Origin of the sequence: Shewanella gelidii, from assembly GCF_014647855.1 — a bacterium.
Classification (GTDB): Bacteria; Pseudomonadota; Gammaproteobacteria; order Enterobacterales; family Shewanellaceae; genus Shewanella; species Shewanella gelidii.
Map to the genome: position 1 here is coordinate 1 of NZ_BMPZ01000011.1, position 25,484 is coordinate 25,484.

Consider the following 25,484-nt stretch of genomic DNA (forward strand, 5'->3'; position numbering starts at 1 on the left):
CAGCGCACAAGGGTTGTTGTTGAAACTTCGCACAACAGAGATTATGCAAAAAAGCCAACCGGTCACCTTTATTCTACCGATTGGCTTAGATACATAATCGCATCTTCATTGTGCGCAGTTATGTGGGTATGGAGGAGTGTGGATGCCTATAACGGTTTTTGCCTTGCTGTGTTGCTTCTCCTGCGCTCAGGCTTCGCATCTGCAACATAGCTTAACGTTGTTATTGTAAACCCGATTTAATAGAAACGGCTTTGCAGAATTAACACTTCCTATGTGCCGCAGTTTGTACTGTCCCCAAAACCCTAGGCATTTGGTTGCCTCACGAGACTGTGCCACACATCGCGTGTCTATTTGATCAGGTTTCGATAAACGCTTGTGCTGTAATGCTGCTTAACTCGCGGTGCTGATATGCTATATCATATGTCCGTGCATCACAAAGTCGCAAATTTGGCGGCGCTGTGTGAAATCTAAATTTTTTTACCGGTGATTATCTATAGATTTTAAAATAAGTCATGGGAATTGCGTTATAAACAACTTATCTCTAGTGCACTTTGTGCGAAGTGTTTAAGCAAGGAAAATCTGACGGCGAACAGCCGGTTTAGAACAAATCATTGCTTCTCGTGATGTTCAACGTTTCTAAAATTAACTTCTATCTGTGAGTAAATCCTTTAAAACTTCCTTTTGTCTTTGCATTGTTGAATCGTAATAATTTTTTCTTCCTCTACGACCATTCCATTAAGTACATATCTGACTTGCGGACAGCTTAGTGCTTTTTTGCAACCCTGAAGGCACATTTGCCAGATCTGTTTTTTTGCTAAAGCATTGAGTGGCGTAATGTCTGCTGCACACAAGTGCTGCTCAGTGATTAATTCTGCTAGCTTTTCTTTTGATACTGAAATTTCGATTCTTTCTTCCATTGTCTTATTCTACACTTACGGCAAAAATGAGAATGATTATCATTTAGTTAGTGTCGATTGTAAATAGTAAATTGTTTTTGCTTTTCTTATACCTATCTCTATTTGTTGAGCTACACTAAAAATGGCGAAAAAGTTCGATTACGGGGAGAACCAATGCTCATTGATATGGCTAAAAAAAGTCCTCTGTTTTCTGGCAATAAATCTAAAGCAATTGAAACTGAACCTGCATGGAAAGTACTGATAGTTGATGATGAACCGGACGTTCATACGGTTACTAAGCTTGCCTTATCTCGATTTAAGCTCGATAACAGGTCTTTAGAATTCATCAATGCCTATAGTGGTGAACAAGCAAGAGAAATCTTAGAAAAAGAAAGTGATATCGCTGTCGCTTTTGTTGATGTGGTCATGGAAAGCGACCATGCCGGTCTTGAGTTAATTAAGTGGATCCGAGAAGAAAACCATAACCATGTTATTCGTCTAATTTTACGGACTGGACAGCCTGGTCAAGCGCCAGAAGAAAATGTCATCGTTAATTACGACATCAATGATTACAAATCCAAAGCAGAGTTAGACTCTAGAAAACTGGTAACCAGTGTGTACTCTGCCCTTCGCTCTTATCGCGACATTATGGAAATTGAAAAATCCCGCCAAATTCAAGTGAAGCATAGGCATGGTTTAGAAAGAGTGCTTAAAGCGACTTCTGGTTTATTTGAATTGCGTAATTTGCAACAGTTCGCAGATGGTCTTCTGGCCCAAGTCGCTAGTTTACTCAATATCGACCAAGAAACGATGTTAGTCAGTTATAACGCCTTAGATGTTATGAGTGAGCGAATTGATTCAGATTCGATACAAGTACTCGCGGCTACGGGTAAGTTTGGGCATCATGTCAATCAAACCATACCCGAAGATATCATCGCGCTTTTACAACAAGCGATTCATGCGCAGCAGTGCTTATACCAAGAAGACGTCTTTGTTGGCTACTTCCCAACAAATAGTAGCTGGGTGAATCTGCTCTACATCGATGGCGTAAAGGACATTAGCCCGCTCGATAAACAACTTATCGACATTTTCTCAATAAATGTTGGTGTTGCTTTCGAAAACCTACTTCTAAATCAGGAAATAGAAGACACACAATCCGAGCTCATACTAAAGCTAGGTGATGTAGTTGAAAGTCGCTCTAAAGAAACAGCACATCATGTTCGACGGATGGCTGAATATTGTCATCAGTTGGGCATTTTGAGTGGCTTACCAATTGAGGAAGCCGAATTACTCAAGCGCGCAGCGCCAATGCATGATATCGGTAAAATTGCGACACCCGATGCTATTCTTTTAAAACCGGGGAAATTGGATTCTGAGGAATGGGAGGTCATGCGCCAACATCCAAATGCAGGTTATCAAATACTCGCAGATACCGGGCGCCCTTTGCTTGATGCATCTGCAATCATCGCGCTACAGCATCATGAAAAGTTTGATGGTTCCGGTTACCCTAACGGTATTCAAGGAGAAGAGATTCACGTGTTTGCTCGAATCGTTGCAATTGCCGATGTATTTGACGCGCTTTCGCACAAACGTTGTTATAAAGAAGCATGGCCAATAGACAAAGTCATAGAAGAAATGGATGCCTGTTCAGGAAGCCATTTTGACCCAAGATTAATCAAAATATTTCTAGAAAATATAGAGGTATTTTTACAAATAAAACAAAGCTGGCTTGATCCAAGCTAGCTATCGTTATCCGCAAGAAAATCATAAAACATGGTTTGGCGTTGGCCATTATATTCAAACTCTATAAAGAGGCGCCAAACCATATAGCCACTGCTACACGAGCCATAAACTAAAGTTCCCTGATAGTTATTTTTAGAGGTTTCATTCAACTTTAGTGGAATAACACCCATAAACATGTCTCGCCCCTCAACACGACTTGATATCAATTTGATCGTTTTGTTTGAACTCAGTTGAATGCTTAACGGCTTTTCGCTCGGTGTATTTATTGGGTCGATGGTAAGTTCAAGGGACAAATCTTGCTTCACTCCAACACAAGCGCCGCTTTTAAAGTCACATAAACTTGTATCTATAACAGCAGGTTGTACGACTTCTTTATGTTCATCTGAACAAGCAACAAGACATGAGCAGGCAAGCACAATGAACGAAAAGAAAGTGAGCTTAAAATATTGCACAATAATTAACCTGACGAACCAAAGTGTTAACATTCTATGATTCCAATTGATCTGGATCAATATCACCTTCACGTCTTTAGTATCTTTTTTGACTTAGCTCAAGTATCATTGCATCACCTCGCTTTTATTACAAAATGTTGAGGTCGCGCTATTGACACAAAAGCGTAGCTCTCGTAGGGAAAGCCTTGTTTTTGTGTCTTTCATAACAGGTAAAGAATTTCTTTACTAAAACTACAAGTAAAAGTAATAAGCAGTGGAAGCAATATGATGAACCATTCCCAGCCTACAGGCGCTGATTACAATTACACCGTTGTTCGCCAATTCGCTCTAACTACAGTTTTGTGGGGCATTATTGGTATGACAGTCGGTGTTTTAATTGCGGCTCAGTTAATCTGGCCAGCGCTAAACTTCGAAACACCTTGGTTAACCTTTAGTCGTTTACGACCATTACATACCAACGCTGTAATTTTCGCGTTTGGCACATCAGCACTTTTCGCAACATCCTATTATATCGTTCAACGAACCTGTCAAACCCGCTTGTTTGCACCTAAATTGGCTGCATTCACGTTTTGGGGATGGCAAGCAATCATTCTTTCTGCCGTTATCACTTTGCCGCTAGGTCTCACTAGTAGTAAAGAGTATGCGGAGCTTGAATGGCCGATTGATATCCTAATTACCATCGTTTGGGTTGCCTATGCCGTCGTTTTCTTCGGCACGATTGTGAAACGTAAAACATCTCACATCTATGTAGCCAACTGGTTCTTTGGTGCCTTTATTATAACGGTTGCAGTGCTACACATTGTGAATTCAATGGCGGTGCCAGTCAGTATGTGGAAGTCCTATTCCTTATACAGTGGCGCAGTCGATGCAATGGTTCAATGGTGGTACGGCCATAATGCTGTTGGTTTCCTACTTACAGCGGGCTTCCTAGGTATGATGTATTACTTCGTACCCAAACAAGCCGGTCGTCCAGTTTATTCATATCGTCTATCTATTGTGCATTTCTGGGCTTTAATCGCACTTTACATTTGGGCGGGTCCTCACCATTTACATTATACGGCGCTACCTGACTGGACACAGTCGCTAGGTATGGTGATGTCATTGATCTTATTCGCACCTTCTTGGGGCGGTATGATTAACGGGATTATGACCTTGTCCGGCGCTTGGCATAAATTAAGAACCGATCCAGTACTACGTTTCCTTGTTGTTTCATTATCTTTCTATGGTATGTCTACCTTTGAAGGTCCAATGATGGCAATTAAGACGGTAAATGCTTTATCGCATTACACTGACTGGACTGTTGGACACGTACATTCTGGCGCATTAGGCTGGGTTGCTATGGTGTCAATTGGTTCGCTATATCACTTAATCCCTGCCCTTTATGGTCATGGCCGTATGTATAGTAATAATTTGGTCAATGTTCATTTCTGGTTAGCTACGATAGGTACAGTGTTGTACATCGTCTCGATGTGGATTTCAGGTGTTATGCAAGGCCTGATGTGGAGAGCGGTAAACTCTGACGGTACTTTGACTTATAGCTTTGTTGAAAGTCTAGAAGCCTCTTACCCGTTCTATTTTGTACGCTTTGTTGGTGGTTTGTTCTTTGTAGCCGGTATGCTGTTGATGGCGTACAACGTATACAAAACAGTGAAAGCACCCAAAGATTCACTCACTGCAGTTGCTGATGCAACCCCTGCTTAAGGAGCCGATTCGATGAAATTTAATCATGAGATAGTCGAAAAAAACATCGGCTTGATGGGGATCTTAACCGTCATCGCGATTAGTATTGGTGGCTTGGTACAAATTACACCACTGTTGTTCCAAAAGGACACAACAGAGCCCGTCACCGACCTACGTCCTTATACGGCACTCGAGTTAGAAGGTCGTGATATTTATATCCGCGAAGGCTGTAATAACTGCCATAGCCAAATGATTAGACCATTACGCGCAGAAACTGAGCGTTACGGTCACTATTCAGTAGCTGGTGAGCACGTGTGGGAGCATCCGTTCCTATGGGGCTCAAAGCGTACTGGACCTGATTTGGCGCGTGTTGGTGGACGTTACAGTGATAAGTGGCACGAAGTTCACTTACTTGACCCGCGTGCTGTGGTTCCACAATCCAATATGCCTTCATTTAAATGGCTTGCTGACGCTACCCTTGATGGTGAGTTAACAGCCAAAAAGATGGAAGTATTTCGTGGATTTGGTGTGCCCTACTCTGATGAAGAAATTGCAGGAGCTCAGAAAGCTGTAAAAGGTAAAACTGAGATGGAAGCGATTATCGCTTACTTGCAGTCTTTAGGACACGCATTGAAGTAAGGAGGCAAATTATGGATTACGGAACAGCACAAGGCATTATTACAATCATCGTAATGCTAACGTTCGTCGGTATATTTGCTTGGGCATATAGTTCGCGACGTCAAAAGCAATTTGATGAAGCAGCTAACCTTATATTTTCCGATGAGGAAATAAAAAATAAGGATTCAGGAGAGCATAATTGATGAGTAGCTTCTGGAGTATTTGGATTACCGTATTGACTATATTGGTAATCGTAGGATGTTTCGTTCTACTTCGTATCTGTTCTAAAAACACTACGGATGTAGAAGAAGGTGAGTCAATGGGTCACACCTTTGACGGTATTGAAGAGCTGAACAACCCACTGCCTAAGTGGTGGAGTTACATGTTCTACATTACTATCGTATTTGGTGTGGTATATCTAATTCTTTACCCTGGCCTTGGTAACTTCAAAGGCGTCTTTGAATGGACCAGTGCTAACCAAGTTATTGGTTACGAAAAGGGAATTAAAGAAGATTCTAAAGCCGCTGTTGAACTCGCGAACAAAGAAGGTCGCTGGGTTCAATATGACCAAGAAGTCAAAGCTGCAGATGATCAGTATGGCCATATTTTTAAAGCCTATGCTGAAACACCGCTAGCAGAGTTAGTTAAAAACGAAGATGCCATGAAAGTTGGTGGCCGCTTGTTTTTACAAAACTGTGCACAGTGCCACGGTTCAGATGCCCGTGGTAGTGTTGGCTTCCCAGACTTAACTGACAATGCTTGGTTATATGGTGGTGAGCTCGAAACAATTAAAACATCCATCATGAATGGTCGCCGAGGAATGATGCCTCCAAAAGGCGGATTACCAATCGAAGACAGTGAAGCGAAAGGCTTAGCCGAGTATGTATTCAAGCTGTCCGGTCGCGAACACGATGCAGCCCTTGCCGCACAAGGACAAGGTTCTTACATGAAAGGCTGCTTCGCTTGTCACGGTATGGATGGTACAGGTAATAAGCTATTAGGCGCACCTAACCTAACCGACAATGCTTGGTTGTACGGCGCTAGCCGTGGTTCTATTGAACAAACAATCCTGCAAGGTCGAACCGGTGTCATGCCAGCTTGGAAAGAAGTACTGGGCGAAGAAAAAGTCCATGTAATTTCTGCTTATGTTTATTCCTTATCAAACAAGTAATTAAACATGGTTAATCAAAAGGCCTCGATGCATTCGAGGCCTTTTTTTTAGGTGCTAAACCCTTAATTTACCTGTAAAATAACACTACATTTCTACAAGGACACCTTTCGATGAGTGAACAGAAATCCTGGTACAAGCAATTTTGGCCTTGGTTCTTAATTATTCTCCCTCTTTGCGCCGTTGTGGCAAGTTTAACCACACTAAAAATCGCTCTTGATAACTCCGATTCGCTGGTAGCTGAAGAGTATTATAAAGACGGCAAAAAAATTAATAAGGATTTAGCGAAAGTTAATTATGCGAAACAAATTGGCATGGCTTTTTTAGTTAAATTCTCTGATCAGAAAATCACAATTGAACAACATGGCGGTCCAGATTACTTGGCCGGTTTGAACGTTCGCTTTTACCATCCAACCTTGGCAGACAAAGACTTTCAAACGTTAGCAACAGCTGATGCCAAACGTGTATATAACGTTGCATTGGAGCAACCTCTCAAAGGAGATTGGGAAGTTCGACTTGAAAGCTACGATAACAAATGGCGCTTGCATAAACGCATCACTGTAGTACAAGGACAAGATTACTGGTTGAACTAAAAACATGACTTCTAAGCTTTCTTGCTACCATTGCAATGAGCCCGTGCCGGCGGGCATCCACCTACATACTTGTATTAATGATATCGAGCAACCAATGTGCTGCCCTGGATGTCAAGCCGTCTCTCAAGCGATTGTTGATGCCGGCTTAAATAACTACTACAAATATCGAACTGAACCTGGGTCAAAGCAAAACGCGCTGGTTCCCGAAGAGCTTTCAAGTTTTAGTGCCTACGATTTACCTGAGGTTCAACAAGATTTTGTTCACAAATATGGCAGCTTAGATGAAACGTCTTTATCAATTGACGGCATCACTTGCGCAGCTTGCTCATGGCTTATCGAGCATAAAATTGGTCAAATACCTGGAGTTCATTCGATCAACGTGAACTCCACAACGCAACGTGCGTTCATTCAATGGTCAAGCGAGGCCGTTCCTTTAAGCCAAATTCTTAACCAAATTAGTCAGATTGGATATCAAGCAGCTCCTTACCAAGTTGATGAACAAGAAATTCAATCAAAAAAAAGCAGTCGTGTATTTCTATTGCGCTTAGGACTTGCAGGCTTTGCCACCATGCAAGTCATGATGTTTGCGCTTGCGCTCTACGCCGGTTACTTCACTGATTTGGAGTTGCAATACCGCGATTACTTCCGCTGGGTTAGCATGATGTTTGCAGCACCAGTGGTGCTATATAGTGCTGTGCCCTTCTATTTTAGTGCGATTCGAGCGCTATTGAGCGGCCGCTTAAACATGGATGTCTCGGTGTCTATCGCGATTATCGCAGCATTTAGTGCGAGTTGTATGGCTACCATAAACGGCAATGGAGAGGTCTATTTTGAATCGGTATCCATGTTTACGTTTTTTCTATTGCTTGGTCGATACTTTGAACAAAACGCCAAGCAAAAAGCTTCTGTTAGCTCCAGTAACTTACACAAATTAATCCCGCTAACAGCTCACCTTGTCACCAAAGACGTCACCGAAGAGATCCCGGCAAAAAAGTTAAAGCTTGATGACGTCGTGATTGTAAAACCGGGCGAAGTAGTTCCAGCCGATGGGCTAATTATTGAGGGGAAATCTTCATTTAATGAGTCCATGCTAACGGGTGAGCAAATGCCCGTGATTAAAACGGTTCAGGCAACGGTCTATGCGGGAACAATTAATGTAGAGCAGCCGATTCGCGTTAGAGTCAGTGCACTTGGTAAAGACCAGCTCGTATCGGAAATCATTCGATTACAAGAACTCGCGGCAAATACCAAACCCAAAATATCCCTAATTGCAGACCGACTTGCACGATATTTTACGGGTACAATTTTGACCATTGCGGCATTAACTTATAGTTTTTGGCTGTGGAAATCGGCTGATGATGCATTTTGGATAACCTTATCAGTTTTAGTCGCCACTTGTCCTTGTGCTCTCGCACTAGCGACTCCGACAGCAGTGACTTGCGCGACAGCAATATTTACCAAAATAGGTGTAATTACGCGAAAGGCCGGTGTGTTTGAAAAACTGCCCATGATTAATCATGTGGTGTTTGATAAAACCGGAACCCTGACCCAGGGCGAGTTAAAAATTCGGCAAGTCGACAGTATGGCAAACCTGTCCCAAAATGAATTATTAACTCTGTGTGCGGCATTAGAACGGGAGTCACAACATCCAATCGCACAAGTTTTTAAGCAATATGATGAATCGACTTTAAAAGTAACAAACAGCAACCATGTGGTGGGTCGTGGCATTGAAGCAAATATCAACAGCAAGGTCTATCGCATTGGAAATGCGCAATTTTGTCATTACGATAATGAGCCAACACAACAACAATGCATTTATCTTGCTGAATCTTGCGATGCGCAACAAAGTGTCGATATTAAATCGAGTAAAGCTTTTAAAGTGATTGGCCGAGTGATTTTTGAAGACGCGATACGCCTTGACGCCAAACAAACAGTGTCATCGCTTCACAAATCTGGTTTTAAGGTCAGTATCGCAAGCGGCGATGCTCAGCAAGCAGTCAAGCAAATAGCAAACTCGGTCGGGATTAAAAACGTCTATGCCGAGCTGACACCGGCCGGAAAGCTTAAATTAATTAACCGGTTACAAAAAAGTGGCGATCAGGTCGTTATGTTTGGCGATGGTATAAATGATGCGCCTGTTCTTGCTGGCGCAGATCTTTCTGTCGCGATGGGAAGCGGTACTGCGATTGCCAAAAATAGTGCCGATCTCATCCTTCTCGGTGACCATCTACTGCGATTCAACCATGCTGTCGCAGTGGCAAAAAAAACAACCCAGATAATTAAACAGAATTTAGTTTGGGCACTTGGTTACAACCTGTTTATACTGCCATTGGCTGTTAGTGGCTACGTTGTCCCATATATAGCAGCAATTGGTATGTCAGCCAGTTCACTGATAGTCGTTAGTAATAGTCTTAGAATTCTTAGGATCCGTGTATGAGCATAATTTATGTGTTAATACCTATCGCCATGCTTTTTGTACTTGTTGCCGTGGGCATTTTTTTCTGGGCCGTAAAATCAGATCAATTTGATGATCTGGAACGTCAAAGTGTGTCGATTCTATTTGATGATGATATTCAGCAGCCTCAACAAACCAAGCCTTCACCAGATAAAGTGGAATAATCATGATCGAGTATGGTGTGCCCGGCGCCTTCTTAGTCGGCATCATGGGGGCAGCACATTGCTTTGGCATGTGTGGTGGTCTGGTTGGTGCTTTTTCAGCGAATTTACCGAAGCAACCAGGAAATCGTTTAGCCAACCAAATTGGTTACCTTCTGGCATACAATTTTGGCCGTATTCTTAGTTACTCAATAGCAGGTGCTTTGGTCGGTGGTTCTGCAGCAGCACTCGGTGTTTTATTTGATATAGACATATATTTGATTGCGCTGCGAATATTTGCTGGGGTAATGATGATCGCAACAGGGTTGTATATAGCACAACTCTGGTTTGGCATGGTTCATATTGAAAAACTTGGGCAAGGCATATGGCATTTGCTAAAACCTTTAGCGAGTAAGCTGGTTCCTATTCAGACCAAATTTCAATCCTTTATTGCCGGCATCATCTGGGGCTGGTTACCCTGCGGCCTTGTGTATAGTACTTTGACTTGGTCAGTGGCTTCTGGTTCGGCAATAGAAGGGGCTAAAATCATGTTCGCTTTTGGGTTAGGTACCCTGCCCGCATTGTTAAGTGCCGGCATCGCGGCTGAAAAATTAGCAACTTGGGTGCAAAAAAGAACTTTTAGAATAATTAGTGGAATTTTGTTAATTGGGTTCGGTTTACAAACTTTATACATCGCTGTTTCCCAGATAAGCTAGCTCGCTCTTGTTAATTGGTTTAACATATAAGTGATAAACATATTTGAGATTAGGTATGACAGTAGACCACAGTAAGAATCGTCGCCCAGCTGCAAACGGATGTGCAATTCATTGTCATGACTGCAGTATGGCAAGTTTATGTATTCCTTTTACGCTTACCAATAACGAACTTGACCAACTTGATGAAATCATAGAAAGAAAAAAACCAATTCAAAAAGGTGAGCAAGTTTTCAAATCTGGAGATTCTCTTAAATCACTCTTTGCAATTCGCTCTGGAACCATTAAGAGCTACACCATCACTGAACAAGGCGATGAGCAGATAACAGGCTTTCATTTAGCTGGTGATGTTATCGGTTTTGATGGCATTCATGCGCAAACCCATCAAAGCTTTGCCCAAGCGTTAGAAACATCAATGGTATGTGAAATTCCCTACACAACCTTGGATGAGTTATCTGGGGAAATGCCAAAACTTCGTCAACAAATTATGCGTTTAATGAGTAATGAGATTATGACCGATCAGGAAATGATTTTATTGCTGAGTAAAAAAAATGCCGAAGAGCGCCTTGCCGCATTCATTAGTAATCTAGCAAGTCGGTTTGGCAGTCGCGGATTTTCTCCAAAAGAGTTTCGCCTGACCATGACTCGTGGTGATATTGGCAACTATTTGGGTTTGACCGTCGAAACCATCAGCCGATTACTCGGTCGATTTCAAAAAGCAGAACTTATTGAAGTCAAAGGCAAGTATATTACTATCGTAGACTTTGAAGCGTTAAATCAACTTGCCGGAAATGCCAGAATAGCCAGATAAAGAATAATGAGCTTGGGTTTTATTGTGGTACCAAGCTCTTAATATACACATCATAAGGAACAAGTTATGAAGGAATATCAGAAGTTACTTGTTGTTGTAGACCCCACATCAGAAAAGCAAAATGCACTCGCTAGAGCGGTAGAACTTGCTCAAAAAAACCAAGCGCAACTAACCGTATTTCTCTCCATATTCGATTTTTCCTATGAAATGACTTCCATCTTGTCGAGTCAAGAGCGAGAAGCCATGCGTCAAGGTGTCATCGAGCAAAGAAAAGCATGGCTCGACGATCTCATTGGCCAGTACTCTGAGCTTGATATTCAGATGAACTCAGAAGTCATATGGCACAATCGCCCTTTTGAAAGCATCATTCATCATGCAATTGACGGGAACTATGACCTAATCGTCAAAGGGACACATGAACATGACAAGCTCAAGGCGGTCATCTTTACTCCAACTGACTGGCACCTACTCCGTAAAGCGCCTGTGCCGGTATTAATGGTCAAAGAGCATGACTGGCCAGTAAATGGTAAAATTCTTTGCGCGGTTAACGTTTCTTGTGAAGATGAAGCACATCAATCCTTAAACGGATTGATCATCAAACACGCAAAAGAACTTGCGGATAAGTTTTCTGCCGATGTCCATCTTGTTAATGGATTCCCGGGTACACCGGTTAATTTGGCGATTGAGTTACCCGATTTCGACGCACATAGTTATAACGAAACGATCCGAATGCAACATGAGCAACGGGTAAGTTCACTTGCCAATGAGTTTGGTATCAAATCAGACAACACTCATGTCAGTGAAGGACTGCCTGAAGATGTAATCCCTGAAGTTGCTGCAGAGATCGATGCCGAGCTAGTGATCCTTGGGACAGTTGGGCGTACCGGAATATCGGCAGCATTAATTGGCAACACTGCTGAACATGTTATTGATAGTATTAATTGTGATTTACTTGCAATTAAGCCTGAAGGTTATATCTCTCCACTAGCGGAAGAATAAAGTCGATTAAACGACTTTACCCGACCGATTTTAGCTGGAATAATACGCGCCCTGAAACTCTAGGTTACTGGGCGCTTTTTAATGTCTGAAGAATTATCAAAAAAACAACTTACTCGTCTAAACAAGCTTCAAAAACGCTTACGTCGCGAAATGGGCAGTGCAATTGCTGACTACAATATGATTGAGCAAGGCGATCGGGTAATGTGTTGCCTCTCCGGTGGTAAAGACAGTTATGCGATGCTTGATATCCTTCTTAACCTGCAACAACGTGCACCAATTGAATTTGAATTGGTCGCCGTCAACCTCGACCAAAAGCAACCTGGATTTCCTGAAGATATTTTACCAGCGTATCTGGACAGCCTTGGCATTGCTTACCATATCCTCGAAAAAGACACGTACTCTATCGTTAAGGAAAAAATACCCGAAGGTAAAACCACCTGTTCCTTATGTTCCAGGTTGCGACGGGGAACTTTGTATGGTTTTGCACAGCATATTGGTGCAACAAAAATCGCACTGGGTCACCATAGAGATGACATTGTTGAAACCATGTTTTTGAATATGTTTTATGGTGGAAAATTGAAAGCAATGCCACCAAAGCTATTGTCTGATGATGGCGCGAACATGGTCATTCGTCCGCTTGCATATGCACGTGAAAAAGACATCGCTGAGTATGCCGAACTTAAGTCTTTCCCTATCATCCCTTGCAACCTTTGTGGCTCTCAAGAGAACTTAAAGCGCGCTGAAATTAAAGAGATGCTTAAAACTTGGGATAAAGACCATCCGGGTAGAATAGAAACGATATTTACTGCGATGCAAAATACCGCCCCTTCTCAAGGTGTCGACCGAGAGCAATTTGATTTTGTCTCTTTAAATCGAGATGCGAATGCACCTCAAACAGGCCAAGTCGCTGAAGCGGATTTACCAGCATTTGACTTTGTCGACATCAGCAATAATGGTCACATCAATTTAGATAAAGCTCACCAAATTGAAGTCGTGAACGTATACAAGCCATAGCGCTATTCAATGTATCAGCTATTTCACATAAAAAAGCCCACATCACGTGGGCTTTTTTATAAGTCACACAACTTACAGAACCAGTGGACTCACTGAAACTGGTTTGGCACTAAATTGGATTTTGCCAATCTTAGCCAGTGTATCTCGATTCAATTGATAGCGTTGCTTTACAACAACTTTCTTACCGTCAACAATCACATGGATATCAGTTTGCTGACCAAAATCAAATGTGACACCATCTATCGGATCACGAAAGTACTTTAATGGAAAGCCTTGGAGTGCGTCTAAAATATCATCCATCTCATCCATTAATGCTGTAACTTGTTTCGCATTGTATTGCTGGTGAATAAGTTTTGCTCTAACCTGCATTCCAATCCCGCAACCTTGCGCAGAGCCAAGCATATTGAGATTCACTAACGCCCTATCTCGTTTCAATTCTTCATCAAAGGGTAAATAAAGTCGCTGATGGGGAGATATAGAGAGCGCGTAATCTTTGTTCTCCGTGGTAATACTGCCCGATTGAACAGTACACTCATGGGTATTCGGTACGGTAAACGCAAGATCAACAAGGTGATACTCACCTTTTTTCAGTACTTTCATACGGTCAAAGAAGCCCTTGTACTCAAGAGAAACCGTTTCTGCGACGGAACTAGCAGAGAAAGACAGTAGCAGCGCGAACAATAATTTATTGCGCATGAGTAACCACCAAATATTTTTGATTGTGATACAGCATTTCTAATAACTCATCGATGTAGGCTTCCTTACGCTCAGAGTAGTTAATAAGTCCGTAAATTAATTGCTCCGCCGTTGGTTCCTTATCTTGGCTTCTCAAATCAGTGCGAATGGACCGTAATAAGCTATACGCCGCATTGGTGTTAATGTTACGCATATATGATGCGACAGAGGCTTGTACTGAATCAAATTTTGCAACTTCGTGGTTCATTCCCTCAACTCTAGATTGTGGGACTAAACCGCAGCCCTTAGAAAAACACCACTGACCGAAGAAATTGAGTCCTTCACGGACAAATCGAGATGTTCCCCAACCGGTTTCATTCGCCGCTTGAATTAATACCATGGACGATGGAATGGTATCCACTCGCTCAAGTAATGAGTGCAGAGACTGGGTGTTAATATCGTTGTGCTTCCATTGATACTTAGCCATTAATAATTGAATTTGATAAACCTCTGCTTCAGATAATTCATGACCCGAATTCAGATCATCGAGCGCTTTTTGTAGCGTTCGCCGCTCATTCTCAATTCGACGATTCTCAGCATTCACAACTGGCCGAAGGTAATCAAAGAACGCACGTTTTTTATCGGAAACTTTATCAAAGCTACCAAAATCAGGGATTAAACTGACCGGTTCCTTATTGGTCGGGATTGGACTACTCGCTACCGGGGCTTTTACCTGTGACGGTATTAGTCCTATCCTCACAATTAACGTAATAACAATAACGGTGGCTAGCGCCAAAGTGAATGAACCTATTCGACCTGTTTTCAAACGATTGTCCTTAAGCGAAATACACAATTAAATGAATATTGGATTATATGATAAGTCGCGCTTTTCACAAAACCAGTCAAGACACACTTCTTGCTTTTAGGTACAATCAATGTCACAGGTTACTTACGTTTTTAAATAGGTTTTTCAGGATGGATAACCCCGCTAAGCAAAGGATTAAACAAGAATACAAGCAAGTGGTCGCCATTGGCGGCGGTCATGGCTTAGGTCGTGTACTGTCTTCTTTATCATTTTTAGGGTCGCGTTTAACCGGCATTGTTGCGACAACGGACAACGGTGGTTCAACAGGTCGCTTAAGAGAAGATCAAGATTGTATCGCTTGGGGTGACTTAAGAAACTGCTTAACCCAGCTTGCTCCAAAGCCTTCGATAGGTTCATTACTCTTTGAGTACCGATTCAATGCTGAGTCAGAGCTTGATGGACACAACCTCGGCAACTTGATCCTCATGGCGCTCGATCAACTCTGCGTTCGACCATTAGAAGCGATCAACCTCATTCGTGGGTTACTCAAGATTAAGTCAAAAATCATCCCTATGTCTGAAGAGCCGACACACCTAGTTGCCCACAGTGCCTGTGGCGATCGCGTTTTTGGCGAACTTAATGTCGATAGCATGAGCCAAACTCCAATATCGATGACATTAGAGCCTGAAGTTGAAGCAACCTGTGAAGCGACAAACGTCGTCAAAAATGCAGATTTAATTATCATTGGACCTGGTAGCTTTTTAACGAGCATCATGCCACCTTTGTTGATGCCAGAACTTGGTAAGGCCATCCAAGACTCAAATGCTAAGCTGATTTATATCGATAATATTGGTCAAGAAGCGGCGCCTGCCGGGAATATTAGTCTTGAGCAGCGCATTGCTTGGTGTGAAAAATTAATCGGTCTTAAAAAAATTGATCAGATCATTTGTCACGAAAGTGTCTCGTGTGACGATGAGAGAATTGTCCGCTATGCGTTGAAGAACCAATTCAACCCAGCATTGCATGACAAGGAAGCTTTGATAAAAGCAATAGCGGACATTTAGACAGCTAACCTGCGTAAACAGAAAAAAGGGCGATATGAATATCGCCCTTTTTTGAATGTACCAAATCGTTTTGTGTTTAGTTTAGCAACTGACTATTTAATACATCGCTAAACAAAATTAAACCACCTGAGCGATAGCTTTGCAGATCACGGGCATGTTTTCTTTGGTCATACCTGCAACACTAATACGCCCAGATCCGACAATGTAAACACCAAACTCTTCTTTAAGTTTTGCGACCTGATCTTTGTTAAGCCCTGAAAAACTAAACATACCACACTGCTCTGCAATAAAGCTGAAGTCCGTTTTCACCCCTTCCGCTTTTAGAGTGTCGACAAATAAAGTTCGCATTGTTGCAATGCGTTCTCGCATTGCCGTCAGCTCGCTTAACCATAGTTTTGTAAGCGCTTCATCTTCTAAAATTGTGCTCACAACCAAAGCACCATGAGCTGGCGGGTTTGAATAATTGGCACGAATTAATTTCTTAACTTGGCTGAAAGCCTTTGTTGCCGTTTGTTGGTCAGCTGCGACCAAGGTTACGCCACCGATACGTTCATTGTATAAACCGAAGTTTTTAGAAAACGAATTCGCCACGAGCAACTCAGGTACCATATTCGCAATTGTTCGAATACCTTGAGCATCCTCTTCAACACCAACGCCAAAACCTTGGTAAGCAAAATCAAACAAGGGTAGCAACTGCTTTTCTAAACACAACTGTCCAATCACTTGCCATTGCTCTAAGTTTAAGTCAATACCCGTTGGGTTATGGCAACATCCATGAAGAAGCACTACATCGCCCGCTTTCGCTGAAGACAGATCTGCAACCATCGCTTCGAAATCTAAGCCATGACTTGCTGCATCGTAATAGCTATATTGCTTAACTGTAAGGCCTGCGGTTTGAAATATATTGTTATGGTTTGCCCAAGTTGGATTACTTACCCAAATTGTTTTATTTGGCGTTTGAGCGACTAAAAATTCTGCGGCGACCCGAAGCGCACCTGTTCCACCGGGCGCTTGAGCTGTAGCAGCTCGCTTTTGTGAAATAATGCTGCTTTCCTTGCCAAATAATAGCGTTTGCACTGCAAGGTTGTACTTGGCAACACCTTCAATACCCAAGTAACTTTTCGTTTCTTCAAGCGCGACGAGCTTTTGTTCAGCCAGCTTAACTGATTCTAAAATTGGTGTTTTCCCTGTCTCATCTTTATAAATACCAACCCCAAGATTAACTTTATCTGTGCGCTTATCCGCTTTAAACGCTTCTGTTAGTCCAAGAATGGGATCGGCTGGTGCTGCATCTATGTGGGAAAACATCATGACTAAATATCCTAAGATCTGATTGGTATGTAGGGGCTTCAACGAATACTTTATAGCACCGAAAAACAGAGATAGATAGCAAGATTATCCTCTTCTCGTTGATTTCGTCTTAAGCTTGAACAATATTCAACAAAAAGTAGTTTTTACTAGATATTTATTCGTTATCTTAAAAATATTATGAATGATCCTAGTCAATTCTAATAATTGAGAGACAGATCGAATTTGATCGGAACATATAGAGTTTTTCGTGCAAGGTTCCTATGATTTACACGCACAAAAAAGCCAGCTTTTAGCTGGCTATTTTGCTCTTCATAGGAAGAATGGTACCCGAGGACGGACTTGAACCGTCACGCTTATTCAGCGAGGGATTTTAAATCCCTTGTGTCTACCGATTCCACCACTCGGGCAAACTCGTTAACTTGGTGATACGTATTATCGGTAGTTAATACTGTGTCGAGGACACTCACCAAATTGTAATTTGTGGAGGCGCGACCCGGAGTCGAACCGAGATCGACGGATTTGCAATCCGCAGCATAGCCATTCTGCCATCGCGCCTTTGTTCCAATCAAAAGATTGGAGCGACATATCGGGTTCGAACCGATGACCTATACCTTGGCAAGGTATCGCTCTACCAACTGAGCTAATGTCGCATCTAATTCAAGCAATCACTAGCAGTGCTTGACTTCGGACTGGCATTCTACCTGTTTATAATCGTCTGTCAATCATGAAATAAATGATGAAAGCGAAAAGCTGTTTGTTTGATTGATTAATCTACACATCCTTTGAATCAGTAACCCATGCGGTAGCAGATTTCATAGAGTAAACGTCTCCATTGGCCATTAGACATTATTGTCGCCCTCTTCCAAAAATAACTATCCAGAACTCGGAGCTTGGTTTAAATTGATTCGACTTTCAGCCGTACAACCGAGATGACTATGATAAAACGTACACTAGTTGCAACCGCCATCATCACTTTATTAGGGGCTTGTACTTTATCGTTAGATAATGCCGACCAACCGAGTCAAACTACTCAAAAATCAGCTGTTGAACAAAAAGCCGCAGAATACCAACATATGCTTGATCGCTTCGTCGACATTGAAATGACTGCAGATTTATCAAGTTTAAGTGCGATTGACCGCCAAGTGCTACAAAAGATCATTCAAGTCGCAAACATCTTGGATGATGTTTATTTAAAGCAAACCTATGAGTTCAACCCTCAAATTAAAAAGCAAATAGCGGCGACGGATACTCATCAAGAATTATTAAGCTCTTTGTTCCAACTACATTATGGCCCATGGGATACACTAGAAGACGACAAACCATTTTTTGGCAACACCGTCAGACCACTAGGTGCAGGCGTATACCCTACAGATCTCACCAGAGAAGAGTTTAACCAATGGATTGCCGACCATCCGCAGGATAAAGAAGCTTTTGAAAGTGGCTACACCGTAATCAGACGTCAACAAAATAAGCTGATAGCAATCCCTTATAGCCAATATTACGCAAAGGAAATGCAACAAAGTGCTGCACTAATGCGAGAAGCCGCAGCTCTAACACAGGACCCCTCTCTAAAAACATTTCTTTATAAACGAGCAGAAGCGTTTCTAAATGACGAATATCGTGATTCAGAAATGGCATGGATGGATCTCAATGGTTCCTTAGAAATAGCCATTGGCCCTTATGAAACCTATACGGATAAACTTTTTGGCTACAAGACGTTTTTTGAAGCTTTTATAACAGTCCGAAACCCTGAAGATAGTAAGAAACTGGCGCGCTACAAACATTACCTGAAAGGTATGGAGTTAAACCTTCCCATACCTGAGCAGCACAAAAACCTGCAACGCGGTGCCGAGTCACCAATCTCCGTGGTTGATCAGGTCGCTGGCGGCGGGGACAATAAACCAGGCGTCCAGACTGTCGCATTTAATCTACCCAATGATGAATATGTTCGTGAGGTAAAAGGTAGTAAAAAAGTGATGTTAAAAAATGTTTTGAACGCAAAATATCAAGCCATCATGCAACCTATTTCCCAGCTAATCATCGCTGAGCACCAACAGCCTATGCTAATGGAGAAGTACTTTTTTAATGAAACACTATTTCATGAACTATCTCATGGTTTAGGTCCTGGGAATATTGTTAAAAAAGGCATAAAAACCAGCGTTGCAAGCGAACTCAAAGAAACATACTCAAAGATCGAAGAAGGCAAAGCCGATGTTATGGGGGCTTACAATATGTTATTTCTGATGGATAAAGGTGAGCTAAACCCTGATGAACGAGACAATATGCTCGTGACCTATTTTGCTGGCTTGTTTCGCTCAATGCGCTTTGGTGTCCACGAAGCACACGGCGCTGGTGCAGCATTTCAATACAATTACTTTAAAGAAAAGAATGCATTTGAGTATGACAAAAAACAGCAGCGTTATACGGTCAATGTAAGGCGCTTAGAGTCTTCAATTACTGAACTTGTTCGTGATATTTGCATGATCCAAGCGCTGGGTGACTATGATGCGGCAAAACAGTTCTTAGCGGACTACGCTGTTTTAGCCGATGAAGTTTCATTAGTTAACCAAAAAATGGCATCAATTCCAACGGACATTCGTCCTCATTATCCTAAAATCTAAGAATAGCAACGATACACCTATTCTCTAGTCCCCAAAAGCAGCGAACTATCGCTGCTTTTCATACTTATCATCGAGCCTAATTCACACACTTTTTATCAAATTCGGTTAGAATCTAACCACACGGCCAGCCGACTCGCTTCAAAACCAAAATAACAGAAGGACCTTGTTATGAAAAAGCGCCTTATCGTCACAGCATTTCCTAGCGCGGCGAAACTCGAACACGCTCACTTTCCTGAGCATTCAACACTGAAGAGTGAATTTAAAGAGAAGTCTATCGGTATCGCATTCTCCGGCGGCGGTACTCGCTCTGCAAGTTGTACACTTGGGCAGCTAAAAGCGTTTCATGAGACTGGTCTTATCAATAAAGTTGCCTACATCTCAGCGGTGTCTGGTGGAGGTTGGACTGCAACGCCGTACTGCTTTATCAAACAGGAAAAGTTAAACGATTTCTTTGGCTGTATTCAAGAACCGCAAGACATTCAATGGCACACCATTAAATATCCTCTTCAAGGGTCCCTGCAACAAGCTGTTACTCAATCCAGCGTTTTGGGTAAGCTTATCAAAGCTGGTTTTTCTGGTTTTGGTGATGAAAGCTACGCACAGGTTATTGGTAAGATTTTCTTGGCACCATTTGGACTTCACCATCCAAATAAATACTTTTCGTACAATGAAACCACCCTCTCCCCTATCTTAGCGTCTAATCCTGATCTTACAGCATCAGATTTTAATTTATGTCGCGCACATACGCCGTTTCTCGTCCTAGGAGCAACATTGTTAAATTATGATGGGCTGATAGGTAAGCACAAATATCCCGTTGAATATACGCCGTATTATAGCGGTATTCGGACTTCGTTTATCGACAAAGATACTTTCACATCAGATGACTACTTTGGCGGTGGTTACATAGAATCTTTTGGTTATGATTGTAGTGGACCATACAAAATAAAAGTTGAGGGTGACTTGATCACCATGCACGTAAAATCATCTCCTCGTTCATTCATAGGTTGGACACAAGAACGTGCATTTTCTCTATCCGATATCATGGCCAGCACAGGCGCGGCGCCTCAGGAAGTCACGAATGCACTCGGCTTAAAAAGCATTGGCTTCCCCGAGTTTTATCATATCCCCATTACGGTTCCTGAAGGGCAACAGCGCGTTGCGGAAGAACATCCACACTCTGATGGCGCGCATTTAGAAAATCTAGGAATTATGGCACTGCTAGCAAGACGCCTTGATCAACTTTATGTTTTTATAAATACCAAGTGCCAGTATGTACCTGGCCAGTCAATTGACAAAACGAACGTTAACAAATCATTGAAAGCTCTTTTTATAGGTCTAGAAGATAATGAAAGCTTTGGTGTTTTTGAAGACAACATAGTCTTTGAAAACGGTGAAGTAGAGTTTAAGCAACTAATAGCACAATTTAACCAGTGCATTGATACACAGCATCCTGAATACGCGGCCCGTACCGGACTCATTGTGACATCGAACTTAGTGACAAAAGAAAATACCAAATACGGTGTAAAAGCAGGACAACAAGTGACAGTGACCTGGGTTTATAACCAACGCTCAATAGAATGGGAGTCAAAAATCGCTGAAGCTGATATTGTTGCTGCCATGAGCGAAAGTTCAGCTCGTTTCCGCAAACATGCGAAGCTCGATAATTTCCCCCATTACGAAACGTTTTTAGAGAACAACAAAGTCATTGAACTCAGTAGTGCGCAAACACACCTATTGGTAAACCATGCATATTGGGTTGCAAAACTAGCAATCAATACGAATGGTGATAAGCATTTATAGACAGCACCAATTGGTAAAATTTTGTGACCGTTTTAATAATATTGGTTGAGAGTCAGCATTTTTAGCCAGGAGTTTGATACACTGAAAGCGTTAGAGTAGCCAACTAATCCAAAGCTTGACCCATAACAATGATAACGGCTGGGCAAAGCCCATACTCTGATTTTAATGAGTCAATTTGACTGAAAAACCTAAGGTCAAAATGACTGCGAGTCATCAAAATGGTTCATCAAAGATTTGATAGTGAATTCAGCTGGTTAACGGAGCAAGTAGACGTAACCAAATTGGATTTAGACAATATTGGTCATAACACAAGAAGACCTGTATTTTGGTTGAAACAGCAAGACTCTGCTGTGTATTTCATTAACGGTAGTAATGAGTGCCTTGATCTTGTGATTGCCAATACGCAAGATACCAAAACACCAGAAAACATGGCAAGACAACTACCTGAAAAACGTGGTTTTTTCTATGATAATCAAATGCCTAACCAAGGCGTTAAGGTATTTGAGTATTCAAATAGCGGTGATCGTTCATCAGATTTGGTGCTGAATTTGCGAATTAAGTCTAGACACCACAATCATTTAAAATTGTCTATAGCAGCCAATTTAAATAACCAGAATGCCGTCGTTCTTCTATGGAATACTGGTGAAGTCGGTGAAACGGTCGAGTTGACAAAAGGCCTTTAGATTTCACAAAAAAGGAGCAACTAAGCTCCTTTTTTATTGCAGTTACCAAGGTATTTCTACACCTCGATAGTCATAAAAGTGACCGGTCTCTGCAATAGTTAAATTGCTAATCACATCAATTAGGCCAACGACTGACTGCGTTGTATCGATCAGGGCATTCGGGCCGCCCATCTCTGTTTGAACCCAACCCGGATGTAGAATGACGACTTTTACTGAATCTTCCAGTAAATCGATTGCGAGGCTCTTACCAATTGCGTTCAACCCTGCTTTTGAGGAACGATAGATATAACTACCACCACTCGAGTTATCCCCCATACTTCCCATTTTAGACGAAAGACAAGCAACGGTTGCGTCTTGACCGCTCTTTAACTGCTTTCGAAATGCTTCGACTAATTTCAGGGGAGCAATCGTGTTAATTTCCAAAACTTTGCGCCACTCGACTTCATCGGTGGCACCAAGGGCGGCACCTTTAGGCCCATAATAACCCGCGTTATTAATCAATAAGTCAATTGGCATATCTTGCAATGTGGTTGCAAGCTCGTCCACTGCTTCATAATCAGTGACGTCAAGTTCGAAAATATCGAGTTGTTGGTAATCGTCGATGAGTGAAGTCAACTCAGTTGCTGTTTCTGGTGTACGGCAACACGCAACTACATGCCAGTTTAGCTGCAAATAGTGTTTAACAAACTCAAGGCCTATTCCCCTATTTGCACCGGTTATCATCATTGTTTGCTGTGTTGTCATGATATAGTCCTTGTCGATTTGCAGGGATCGCAACTAGCTTTTCTTTGCCGCAATATACTGGTCAATGAGTTCAGGGAGTTTGTCTTCAAATGATTCAAGTACTGTATTAAGATCTAAGTTAAAGGCAGATAAAACTTTTTCAGCTTGACATGAATCTAACCGCTTACTAGCAACAGAATATTGAAACTCGCTCAACGTTTTGTCATATCGAGGGACAATGTGCCATTCGATACCCAGTTTATCGGTTTGATTAAAAAACTTTTGAGAAACTAAACAAAATGCTTCTACATGCTCTAATCCGTCAGGGCCTAAACAACCGGGCTCAATACGATACATGATCGTTAAATGCGTTGTATTTGACTTGTAAGTTTCTGTATTCATTTATAAATATTACTTATTATTTCACTAACGACGATACCATATCATAATTTAAGCGTGTTACTGGAGAAAAAAATTGGTGTTAACCAACATAATTCAAAAACTATTTCCTTTCGCTAACGTTGTAAATACCGAGCTCATTCAAAAGCTTTGGAGTGATTATGGGACGCTAGAAAGAATACATTTGTCTTACTCGACTCCAACGAGCGATGCCCAGCCTCAATCGGTTATAGTTAAAAGAATAGCACCTCCTGACTTAGATCAAGGAGACAAGCCACGACATCCCAGAGGTTGGAGTGGGGTTGAATCTCATCAGCGTAAACTGAAATCATATGACGTTGAAGCCAACTGGTACCAAAATTGGTCCGCCCAGCTATCAGAGCTGGGGCTAGTTCCCCATTGTTATCTCGCAGAAAAAGTCTGGATTGAACGCCAAAACCAGCACACAGAGCAATGGGTATTCGTCTTAAGCGATCTTAACGCACTGGGTTTTAGTAAGCGCCATAACACACTCTCTCCTGAGCAAGCGAAATGCTGTTTAACTTGGCTAGCAAAGCTCCATAGCCGATTTTTGACCACACAACAAGACCCACAATGGGCTTCAGGCTTATGGCCTATTGGTGGTTATTGGCATTTAGATACGAGAAAAAAAGAGTGGGCTGCCATGTCCAGTAGTCCCCTAAAATCACAAGCTAGCGAAATTAGCGAAGTCCTTAATCAATGTAAGTTCAAAACGTTAATTCATGGCGATGCGAAAGTTGCTAACTTTTGCTTTGACGAGGATGCCAAAAGCGTTACTGCTGTTGATTTTCAATATGTGGGTGTTGGATGCGGTATGAAGGATGTCGCATACTTTATCGGAAGCGGTATCAGCGTAGAAGATTGCTTTGAACACTATGAGTCGCTGCTTGATTTTTATTTTGGTGAATTAAGTCATTATGCAAGTGATTGCAGTCTCAATATCAGTGAAATTGAAGATGAGTGGCGTCCTCTTTTTTACCTCGCATATGCAGACTTTAACCGCTTTATTCTCGGTTGGGCCCCTGAACACCATAAAAACAACGCCTTTAGCCAATTAATGACTGATATCACCCTCAATTTATTACAAAAAAAACGCTGCAAATAAGCAGCGTTTTTAGTGAATCAATATCTCAATTAACGAGATTTTACATATGGCTGACCAACTGCTTTAGGACCAACTGCACGTCCAATGAAGCCTGCAAGTAATAACACAGTTAATACATACGGTAGTACTTCAATGGCTTGAACTGGGATCTCCCCGACTATAGGCAGTTCTGCACCTTGAAGTCGAATTGCAATCGCATCAAGGAAACCAAACAGCAAGCAACCGAATAGAACAGGGACAGGACGCCATTTACCAAAAATCAATGCAGCAAGGGCGATGAAGCCTTTACCTGCACTCATATTTGGCACAAAACCAGCGCTGTGTGCCGTGGACAAATATGCCCCAGCAATACCCGTAAGAATACCAGCGACGATCAACGCACGATATCTGAGCCACGCAACGGAGATACCCGCAGTGTCAACAGCATGTGGGTTTTCACCAGCAGCGCGTAAACGTAGTCCAAATCGAGTTTTAAACACGACCCACCAACAGGCCGGTACGAGGGCTAAAGCAAGATAAACTAAAACGTTATGACCAGAAAGAAGCTCTGAATAAACTAAACCGAGTACAGGTACATCAGCAACAGCATCTGCGCCTGGAAGCGTAATTGGCAAAAAGCGCTCTGAATCAACTAATGCAGGAGTTTGCCCGCCTAAACCGAACCAGAAACGACCCAGCGTAACCGTTAAACCAACCGCAAGCATGTTAATCGCTACGCCCGAAACAATTTGATCACCCCGATGTGTAATCGATGCAAAACCATGAATCAGCGATAAACAAACCGCAACACCAATTGCGGCAAGTAAACCAAGCCATACCGAGCCAGTTACCGACGTCATTGCTGCAGCGGCAAACGCACCCGACAACATTTTGCCTTCTAATGCGATGTTTACAATACCTGAACGCTCAGAAAATAAGCCGGCTAGTGCAGCTAGAATCAAAGGCGCCGATACACGCAAAGTCGCGTCTAGAATTAAAATTAGACTCTCAAACAT

Annotated in this window: 25 protein-coding genes and 3 tRNA genes; 17 read left to right on the plus strand and 11 right to left on the minus strand. The window is 42.2% G+C overall.

Annotated features, from left to right (window positions below; genetic code table 11):
- Positions 1 to 668: 668 nt before the first annotated feature.
- A complete protein-coding gene (locus tag IEY18_RS15190; protein ID WP_188922378.1) occupies positions 669 to 917 on the minus strand; it encodes a hypothetical protein in 249 nt (82 codons plus the stop codon).
- A 153-nt stretch (positions 918 to 1,070) separates the two neighbouring features.
- On the opposite strand from IEY18_RS15190, the gene IEY18_RS15195 reads away from it, so the two are divergent.
- Positions 1,071 to 2,639 carry a DUF3369 domain-containing protein gene (locus tag IEY18_RS15195; protein WP_188922380.1) on the plus strand — a complete coding sequence of 523 codons (1,569 nt, stop codon included), beginning with the start codon at positions 1,071 to 1,073 and terminating at the stop codon, positions 2,637 to 2,639.
- Here the strand turns inward: IEY18_RS15195 and IEY18_RS15200 are convergent.
- Entirely contained in the window at positions 2,636 to 3,124 is a 489-nt protein-coding gene (locus IEY18_RS15200; RefSeq protein ID WP_188922382.1) for a hypothetical protein, read from the minus strand. The genes IEY18_RS15195 and IEY18_RS15200 overlap by 4 nt on opposite strands.
- A 231-nt stretch (positions 3,125 to 3,355) precedes the next feature.
- Between IEY18_RS15200 and ccoN the strand changes: the two genes are divergently transcribed.
- The 11 genes from ccoN to ttcA all read left to right on the plus strand — a co-directional run bounded on the left by ccoN (position 3,356) and on the right by ttcA (position 13,282).
- A complete protein-coding gene (gene ccoN, locus IEY18_RS15205) occupies positions 3,356 to 4,792 on the plus strand; it encodes a cytochrome-c oxidase, cbb3-type subunit I (RefSeq protein ID WP_188922384.1) in 1,437 nt (478 codons plus the stop codon).
- A gap of 12 nt (positions 4,793 to 4,804) precedes the next feature.
- On the plus strand, positions 4,805 to 5,410 hold the full coding sequence (gene ccoO, locus IEY18_RS15210) for a cytochrome-c oxidase, cbb3-type subunit II (protein ID WP_188922386.1): 606 nt from the start codon (positions 4,805 to 4,807) through the stop codon (positions 5,408 to 5,410).
- 11 nt (positions 5,411 to 5,421) lie between these two features.
- Entirely contained in the window at positions 5,422 to 5,592 is a 171-nt protein-coding gene (locus IEY18_RS15215) for a cbb3-type cytochrome oxidase subunit 3 (RefSeq protein WP_188922388.1), read from the plus strand.
- Positions 5,592 to 6,560 (plus strand): cytochrome-c oxidase, cbb3-type subunit III, encoded by a 969-nt coding sequence (gene ccoP, locus IEY18_RS15220; protein WP_188922390.1) that lies wholly within the window; start codon positions 5,592 to 5,594, stop codon positions 6,558 to 6,560. Before IEY18_RS15215 ends, ccoP begins: the two co-directional genes overlap by 1 nt.
- Positions 6,561 to 6,670: 110 nt before the next feature.
- The gene (locus IEY18_RS15225) at positions 6,671 to 7,150 is read left to right on the plus strand and encodes a FixH family protein (RefSeq protein ID WP_188922392.1); all 480 of its coding nucleotides are present in this window, start codon (positions 6,671 to 6,673) and stop codon (positions 7,148 to 7,150) included.
- Between the two features lie 4 nt (positions 7,151 to 7,154).
- Positions 7,155 to 9,587, plus strand: coding sequence for a heavy metal translocating P-type ATPase (locus tag IEY18_RS15230; protein ID WP_188922394.1), 2,433 nt, complete (start codon positions 7,155 to 7,157; stop codon positions 9,585 to 9,587).
- A complete protein-coding gene (ccoS, locus tag IEY18_RS15235) occupies positions 9,584 to 9,769 on the plus strand; it encodes a cbb3-type cytochrome oxidase assembly protein CcoS (protein WP_188922396.1) in 186 nt (61 codons plus the stop codon). Before IEY18_RS15230 ends, ccoS begins: the two co-directional genes overlap by 4 nt.
- A gap of 2 nt (positions 9,770 to 9,771) precedes the next feature.
- Entirely contained in the window at positions 9,772 to 10,461 is a 690-nt protein-coding gene (locus IEY18_RS15240) for a sulfite exporter TauE/SafE family protein (protein WP_188922398.1), read from the plus strand.
- A gap of 55 nt (positions 10,462 to 10,516) precedes the next feature.
- Positions 10,517 to 11,269: an electron transport transcriptional regulator EtrA gene (etrA, locus tag IEY18_RS15245; protein WP_188922400.1), complete on the plus strand. Its 753-nt coding sequence runs from the start codon at positions 10,517 to 10,519 to the stop codon at positions 11,267 to 11,269.
- 66 nt (positions 11,270 to 11,335) lie between these two features.
- The gene (gene uspE, locus IEY18_RS15250) at positions 11,336 to 12,268 is read left to right on the plus strand and encodes a universal stress protein UspE (RefSeq protein WP_188922402.1); all 933 of its coding nucleotides are present in this window, start codon (positions 11,336 to 11,338) and stop codon (positions 12,266 to 12,268) included.
- A gap of 81 nt (positions 12,269 to 12,349) precedes the next feature.
- Positions 12,350 to 13,282: a tRNA 2-thiocytidine(32) synthetase TtcA gene (gene ttcA, locus IEY18_RS15255; protein WP_188922404.1), complete on the plus strand. Its 933-nt coding sequence runs from the start codon at positions 12,350 to 12,352 to the stop codon at positions 13,280 to 13,282.
- A gap of 72 nt (positions 13,283 to 13,354) precedes the next feature.
- On the opposite strand, the gene IEY18_RS15260 is transcribed toward ttcA, so the two are convergent.
- Both IEY18_RS15260 and IEY18_RS15265 read right to left on the minus strand, forming a co-directional pair.
- A complete protein-coding gene (locus IEY18_RS15260; protein WP_188922406.1) occupies positions 13,355 to 13,978 on the minus strand; it encodes a DUF2987 domain-containing protein in 624 nt (207 codons plus the stop codon).
- The gene (locus tag IEY18_RS15265; RefSeq protein WP_188922408.1) at positions 13,968 to 14,783 is read right to left on the minus strand and encodes a glucosaminidase domain-containing protein; all 816 of its coding nucleotides are present in this window, start codon (positions 14,781 to 14,783) and stop codon (positions 13,968 to 13,970) included. Before IEY18_RS15265 ends, IEY18_RS15260 begins: the two co-directional genes overlap by 11 nt.
- Positions 14,784 to 14,932: 149 nt before the next feature.
- Between IEY18_RS15265 and yvcK the strand changes: the two genes are divergently transcribed.
- Positions 14,933 to 15,826 carry a uridine diphosphate-N-acetylglucosamine-binding protein YvcK gene (yvcK, locus tag IEY18_RS15270; protein ID WP_188922410.1) on the plus strand — a complete coding sequence of 298 codons (894 nt, stop codon included), beginning with the start codon at positions 14,933 to 14,935 and terminating at the stop codon, positions 15,824 to 15,826.
- A 117-nt stretch (positions 15,827 to 15,943) separates the two neighbouring features.
- Here the strand turns inward: yvcK and IEY18_RS15275 are convergent, their stop codons facing one another.
- The 4 genes from IEY18_RS15275 to IEY18_RS15290 all read right to left on the minus strand — a co-directional run bounded on the left by IEY18_RS15275 (position 15,944) and on the right by IEY18_RS15290 (position 17,787).
- A complete protein-coding gene (locus IEY18_RS15275; RefSeq protein WP_283103748.1) occupies positions 15,944 to 17,137 on the minus strand; it encodes an amino acid aminotransferase in 1,194 nt (397 codons plus the stop codon).
- Between the two features lie 321 nt (positions 17,138 to 17,458).
- A tRNA-Leu gene (locus IEY18_RS15280) sits at positions 17,459 to 17,544 on the minus strand.
- 74 nt (positions 17,545 to 17,618) lie between these two features.
- Positions 17,619 to 17,692 (minus strand) — tRNA-Cys (locus tag IEY18_RS15285).
- A gap of 19 nt (positions 17,693 to 17,711) precedes the next feature.
- Positions 17,712 to 17,787 (minus strand) — tRNA-Gly (locus IEY18_RS15290).
- Positions 17,788 to 18,072: 285 nt separating this feature from the next.
- On the opposite strand from IEY18_RS15290, the gene IEY18_RS15295 reads away from it, so the two are divergent.
- From IEY18_RS15295 to IEY18_RS15305, 3 genes are all read left to right on the plus strand, one after another.
- Positions 18,073 to 19,758 (plus strand): DUF8614 domain-containing protein, encoded by a 1,686-nt coding sequence (locus IEY18_RS15295; RefSeq protein WP_229779967.1) that lies wholly within the window; start codon positions 18,073 to 18,075, stop codon positions 19,756 to 19,758.
- Positions 19,759 to 19,926: 168 nt separating this feature from the next.
- Entirely contained in the window at positions 19,927 to 21,558 is a 1,632-nt protein-coding gene (locus tag IEY18_RS15300; RefSeq protein ID WP_188922412.1) for a hypothetical protein, read from the plus strand.
- Between the two features lie 218 nt (positions 21,559 to 21,776).
- On the plus strand, positions 21,777 to 22,241 hold the full coding sequence (locus IEY18_RS15305) for a hypothetical protein (RefSeq protein WP_188922414.1): 465 nt from the start codon (positions 21,777 to 21,779) through the stop codon (positions 22,239 to 22,241).
- A gap of 42 nt (positions 22,242 to 22,283) precedes the next feature.
- Here the strand turns inward: IEY18_RS15305 and IEY18_RS15310 are convergent, their stop codons facing one another.
- Both IEY18_RS15310 and IEY18_RS15315 read right to left on the minus strand, forming a co-directional pair.
- Positions 22,284 to 22,985 (minus strand): SDR family oxidoreductase, encoded by a 702-nt coding sequence (locus IEY18_RS15310; RefSeq protein ID WP_188922416.1) that lies wholly within the window; start codon positions 22,983 to 22,985, stop codon positions 22,284 to 22,286.
- Between the two features lie 33 nt (positions 22,986 to 23,018).
- Complete coding sequence (locus IEY18_RS15315; protein WP_188922418.1) at positions 23,019 to 23,366, minus strand: hypothetical protein; 348 nt, start codon at positions 23,364 to 23,366, stop codon at positions 23,019 to 23,021.
- A 76-nt stretch (positions 23,367 to 23,442) separates the two neighbouring features.
- Here IEY18_RS15315 and IEY18_RS15320 point away from each other — a divergent pair, with 76 nt between their 5' ends.
- The gene (locus tag IEY18_RS15320) at positions 23,443 to 24,489 is read left to right on the plus strand and encodes a phosphotransferase (protein WP_188922420.1); all 1,047 of its coding nucleotides are present in this window, start codon (positions 23,443 to 23,445) and stop codon (positions 24,487 to 24,489) included.
- Between the two features lie 29 nt (positions 24,490 to 24,518).
- On the opposite strand, the gene IEY18_RS15325 is transcribed toward IEY18_RS15320, so the two are convergent.
- A complete protein-coding gene (locus IEY18_RS15325) occupies positions 24,519 to 25,484 on the minus strand; it encodes an ABC transporter permease (RefSeq protein WP_188922422.1) in 966 nt (321 codons plus the stop codon).

Excerpts from the sequence above, each read along its gene's own strand:
- IEY18_RS15190 (WP_188922378.1), bottom strand. The coding sequence starts at position 917 with ATGGAAGAAAGAATCGAAATTTCAGTATCAAAAGAAAAGCTAGCAGAA.
- IEY18_RS15195 (WP_188922380.1), top strand. The coding sequence starts at position 1,071 with ATGCTCATTGATATGGCTAAAAAAAGTCCTCTGTTTTCTGGCAATAAA.
- IEY18_RS15200 (WP_188922382.1), bottom strand. The coding sequence starts at position 3,124 with ATGTTAACACTTTGGTTCGTCAGGTTAATTATTGTGCAATATTTTAAG.
- ccoN (WP_188922384.1), top strand. The coding sequence starts at position 3,356 with ATGATGAACCATTCCCAGCCTACAGGCGCTGATTACAATTACACCGTT.
- ccoO (WP_188922386.1), top strand. The coding sequence starts at position 4,805 with ATGAAATTTAATCATGAGATAGTCGAAAAAAACATCGGCTTGATGGGG.
- IEY18_RS15215 (WP_188922388.1), top strand. The coding sequence starts at position 5,422 with ATGGATTACGGAACAGCACAAGGCATTATTACAATCATCGTAATGCTA.
- ccoP (WP_188922390.1), top strand. The coding sequence starts at position 5,592 with ATGAGTAGCTTCTGGAGTATTTGGATTACCGTATTGACTATATTGGTA.
- IEY18_RS15225 (WP_188922392.1), top strand. The coding sequence starts at position 6,671 with ATGAGTGAACAGAAATCCTGGTACAAGCAATTTTGGCCTTGGTTCTTA.
- IEY18_RS15230 (WP_188922394.1), top strand. The coding sequence starts at position 7,155 with ATGACTTCTAAGCTTTCTTGCTACCATTGCAATGAGCCCGTGCCGGCG.
- ccoS (WP_188922396.1), top strand. The coding sequence starts at position 9,584 with ATGAGCATAATTTATGTGTTAATACCTATCGCCATGCTTTTTGTACTT.
- IEY18_RS15240 (WP_188922398.1), top strand. The coding sequence starts at position 9,772 with ATGATCGAGTATGGTGTGCCCGGCGCCTTCTTAGTCGGCATCATGGGG.
- etrA (WP_188922400.1), top strand. The coding sequence starts at position 10,517 with ATGACAGTAGACCACAGTAAGAATCGTCGCCCAGCTGCAAACGGATGT.
- uspE (WP_188922402.1), top strand. The coding sequence starts at position 11,336 with ATGAAGGAATATCAGAAGTTACTTGTTGTTGTAGACCCCACATCAGAA.
- ttcA (WP_188922404.1), top strand. The coding sequence starts at position 12,350 with ATGTCTGAAGAATTATCAAAAAAACAACTTACTCGTCTAAACAAGCTT.
- IEY18_RS15260 (WP_188922406.1), bottom strand. The coding sequence starts at position 13,978 with ATGCGCAATAAATTATTGTTCGCGCTGCTACTGTCTTTCTCTGCTAGT.
- yvcK (WP_188922410.1), top strand. The coding sequence starts at position 14,933 with ATGGATAACCCCGCTAAGCAAAGGATTAAACAAGAATACAAGCAAGTG.
- IEY18_RS15275 (WP_283103748.1), bottom strand. The coding sequence starts at position 17,137 with ATGATGTTTTCCCACATAGATGCAGCACCAGCCGATCCCATTCTTGGA.
- IEY18_RS15295 (WP_229779967.1), top strand. The coding sequence starts at position 18,073 with ATGATAAAACGTACACTAGTTGCAACCGCCATCATCACTTTATTAGGG.
- IEY18_RS15300 (WP_188922412.1), top strand. The coding sequence starts at position 19,927 with ATGAAAAAGCGCCTTATCGTCACAGCATTTCCTAGCGCGGCGAAACTC.
- IEY18_RS15305 (WP_188922414.1), top strand. The coding sequence starts at position 21,777 with ATGGTTCATCAAAGATTTGATAGTGAATTCAGCTGGTTAACGGAGCAA.
- IEY18_RS15310 (WP_188922416.1), bottom strand. The coding sequence starts at position 22,985 with ATGACAACACAGCAAACAATGATGATAACCGGTGCAAATAGGGGAATA.
- IEY18_RS15315 (WP_188922418.1), bottom strand. The coding sequence starts at position 23,366 with ATGAATACAGAAACTTACAAGTCAAATACAACGCATTTAACGATCATG.
- IEY18_RS15325 (WP_188922422.1), bottom strand. The coding sequence starts at position 25,484 with ATGTTTGAGAGTCTAATTTTAATTCTAGACGCGACTTTGCGTGTATCG.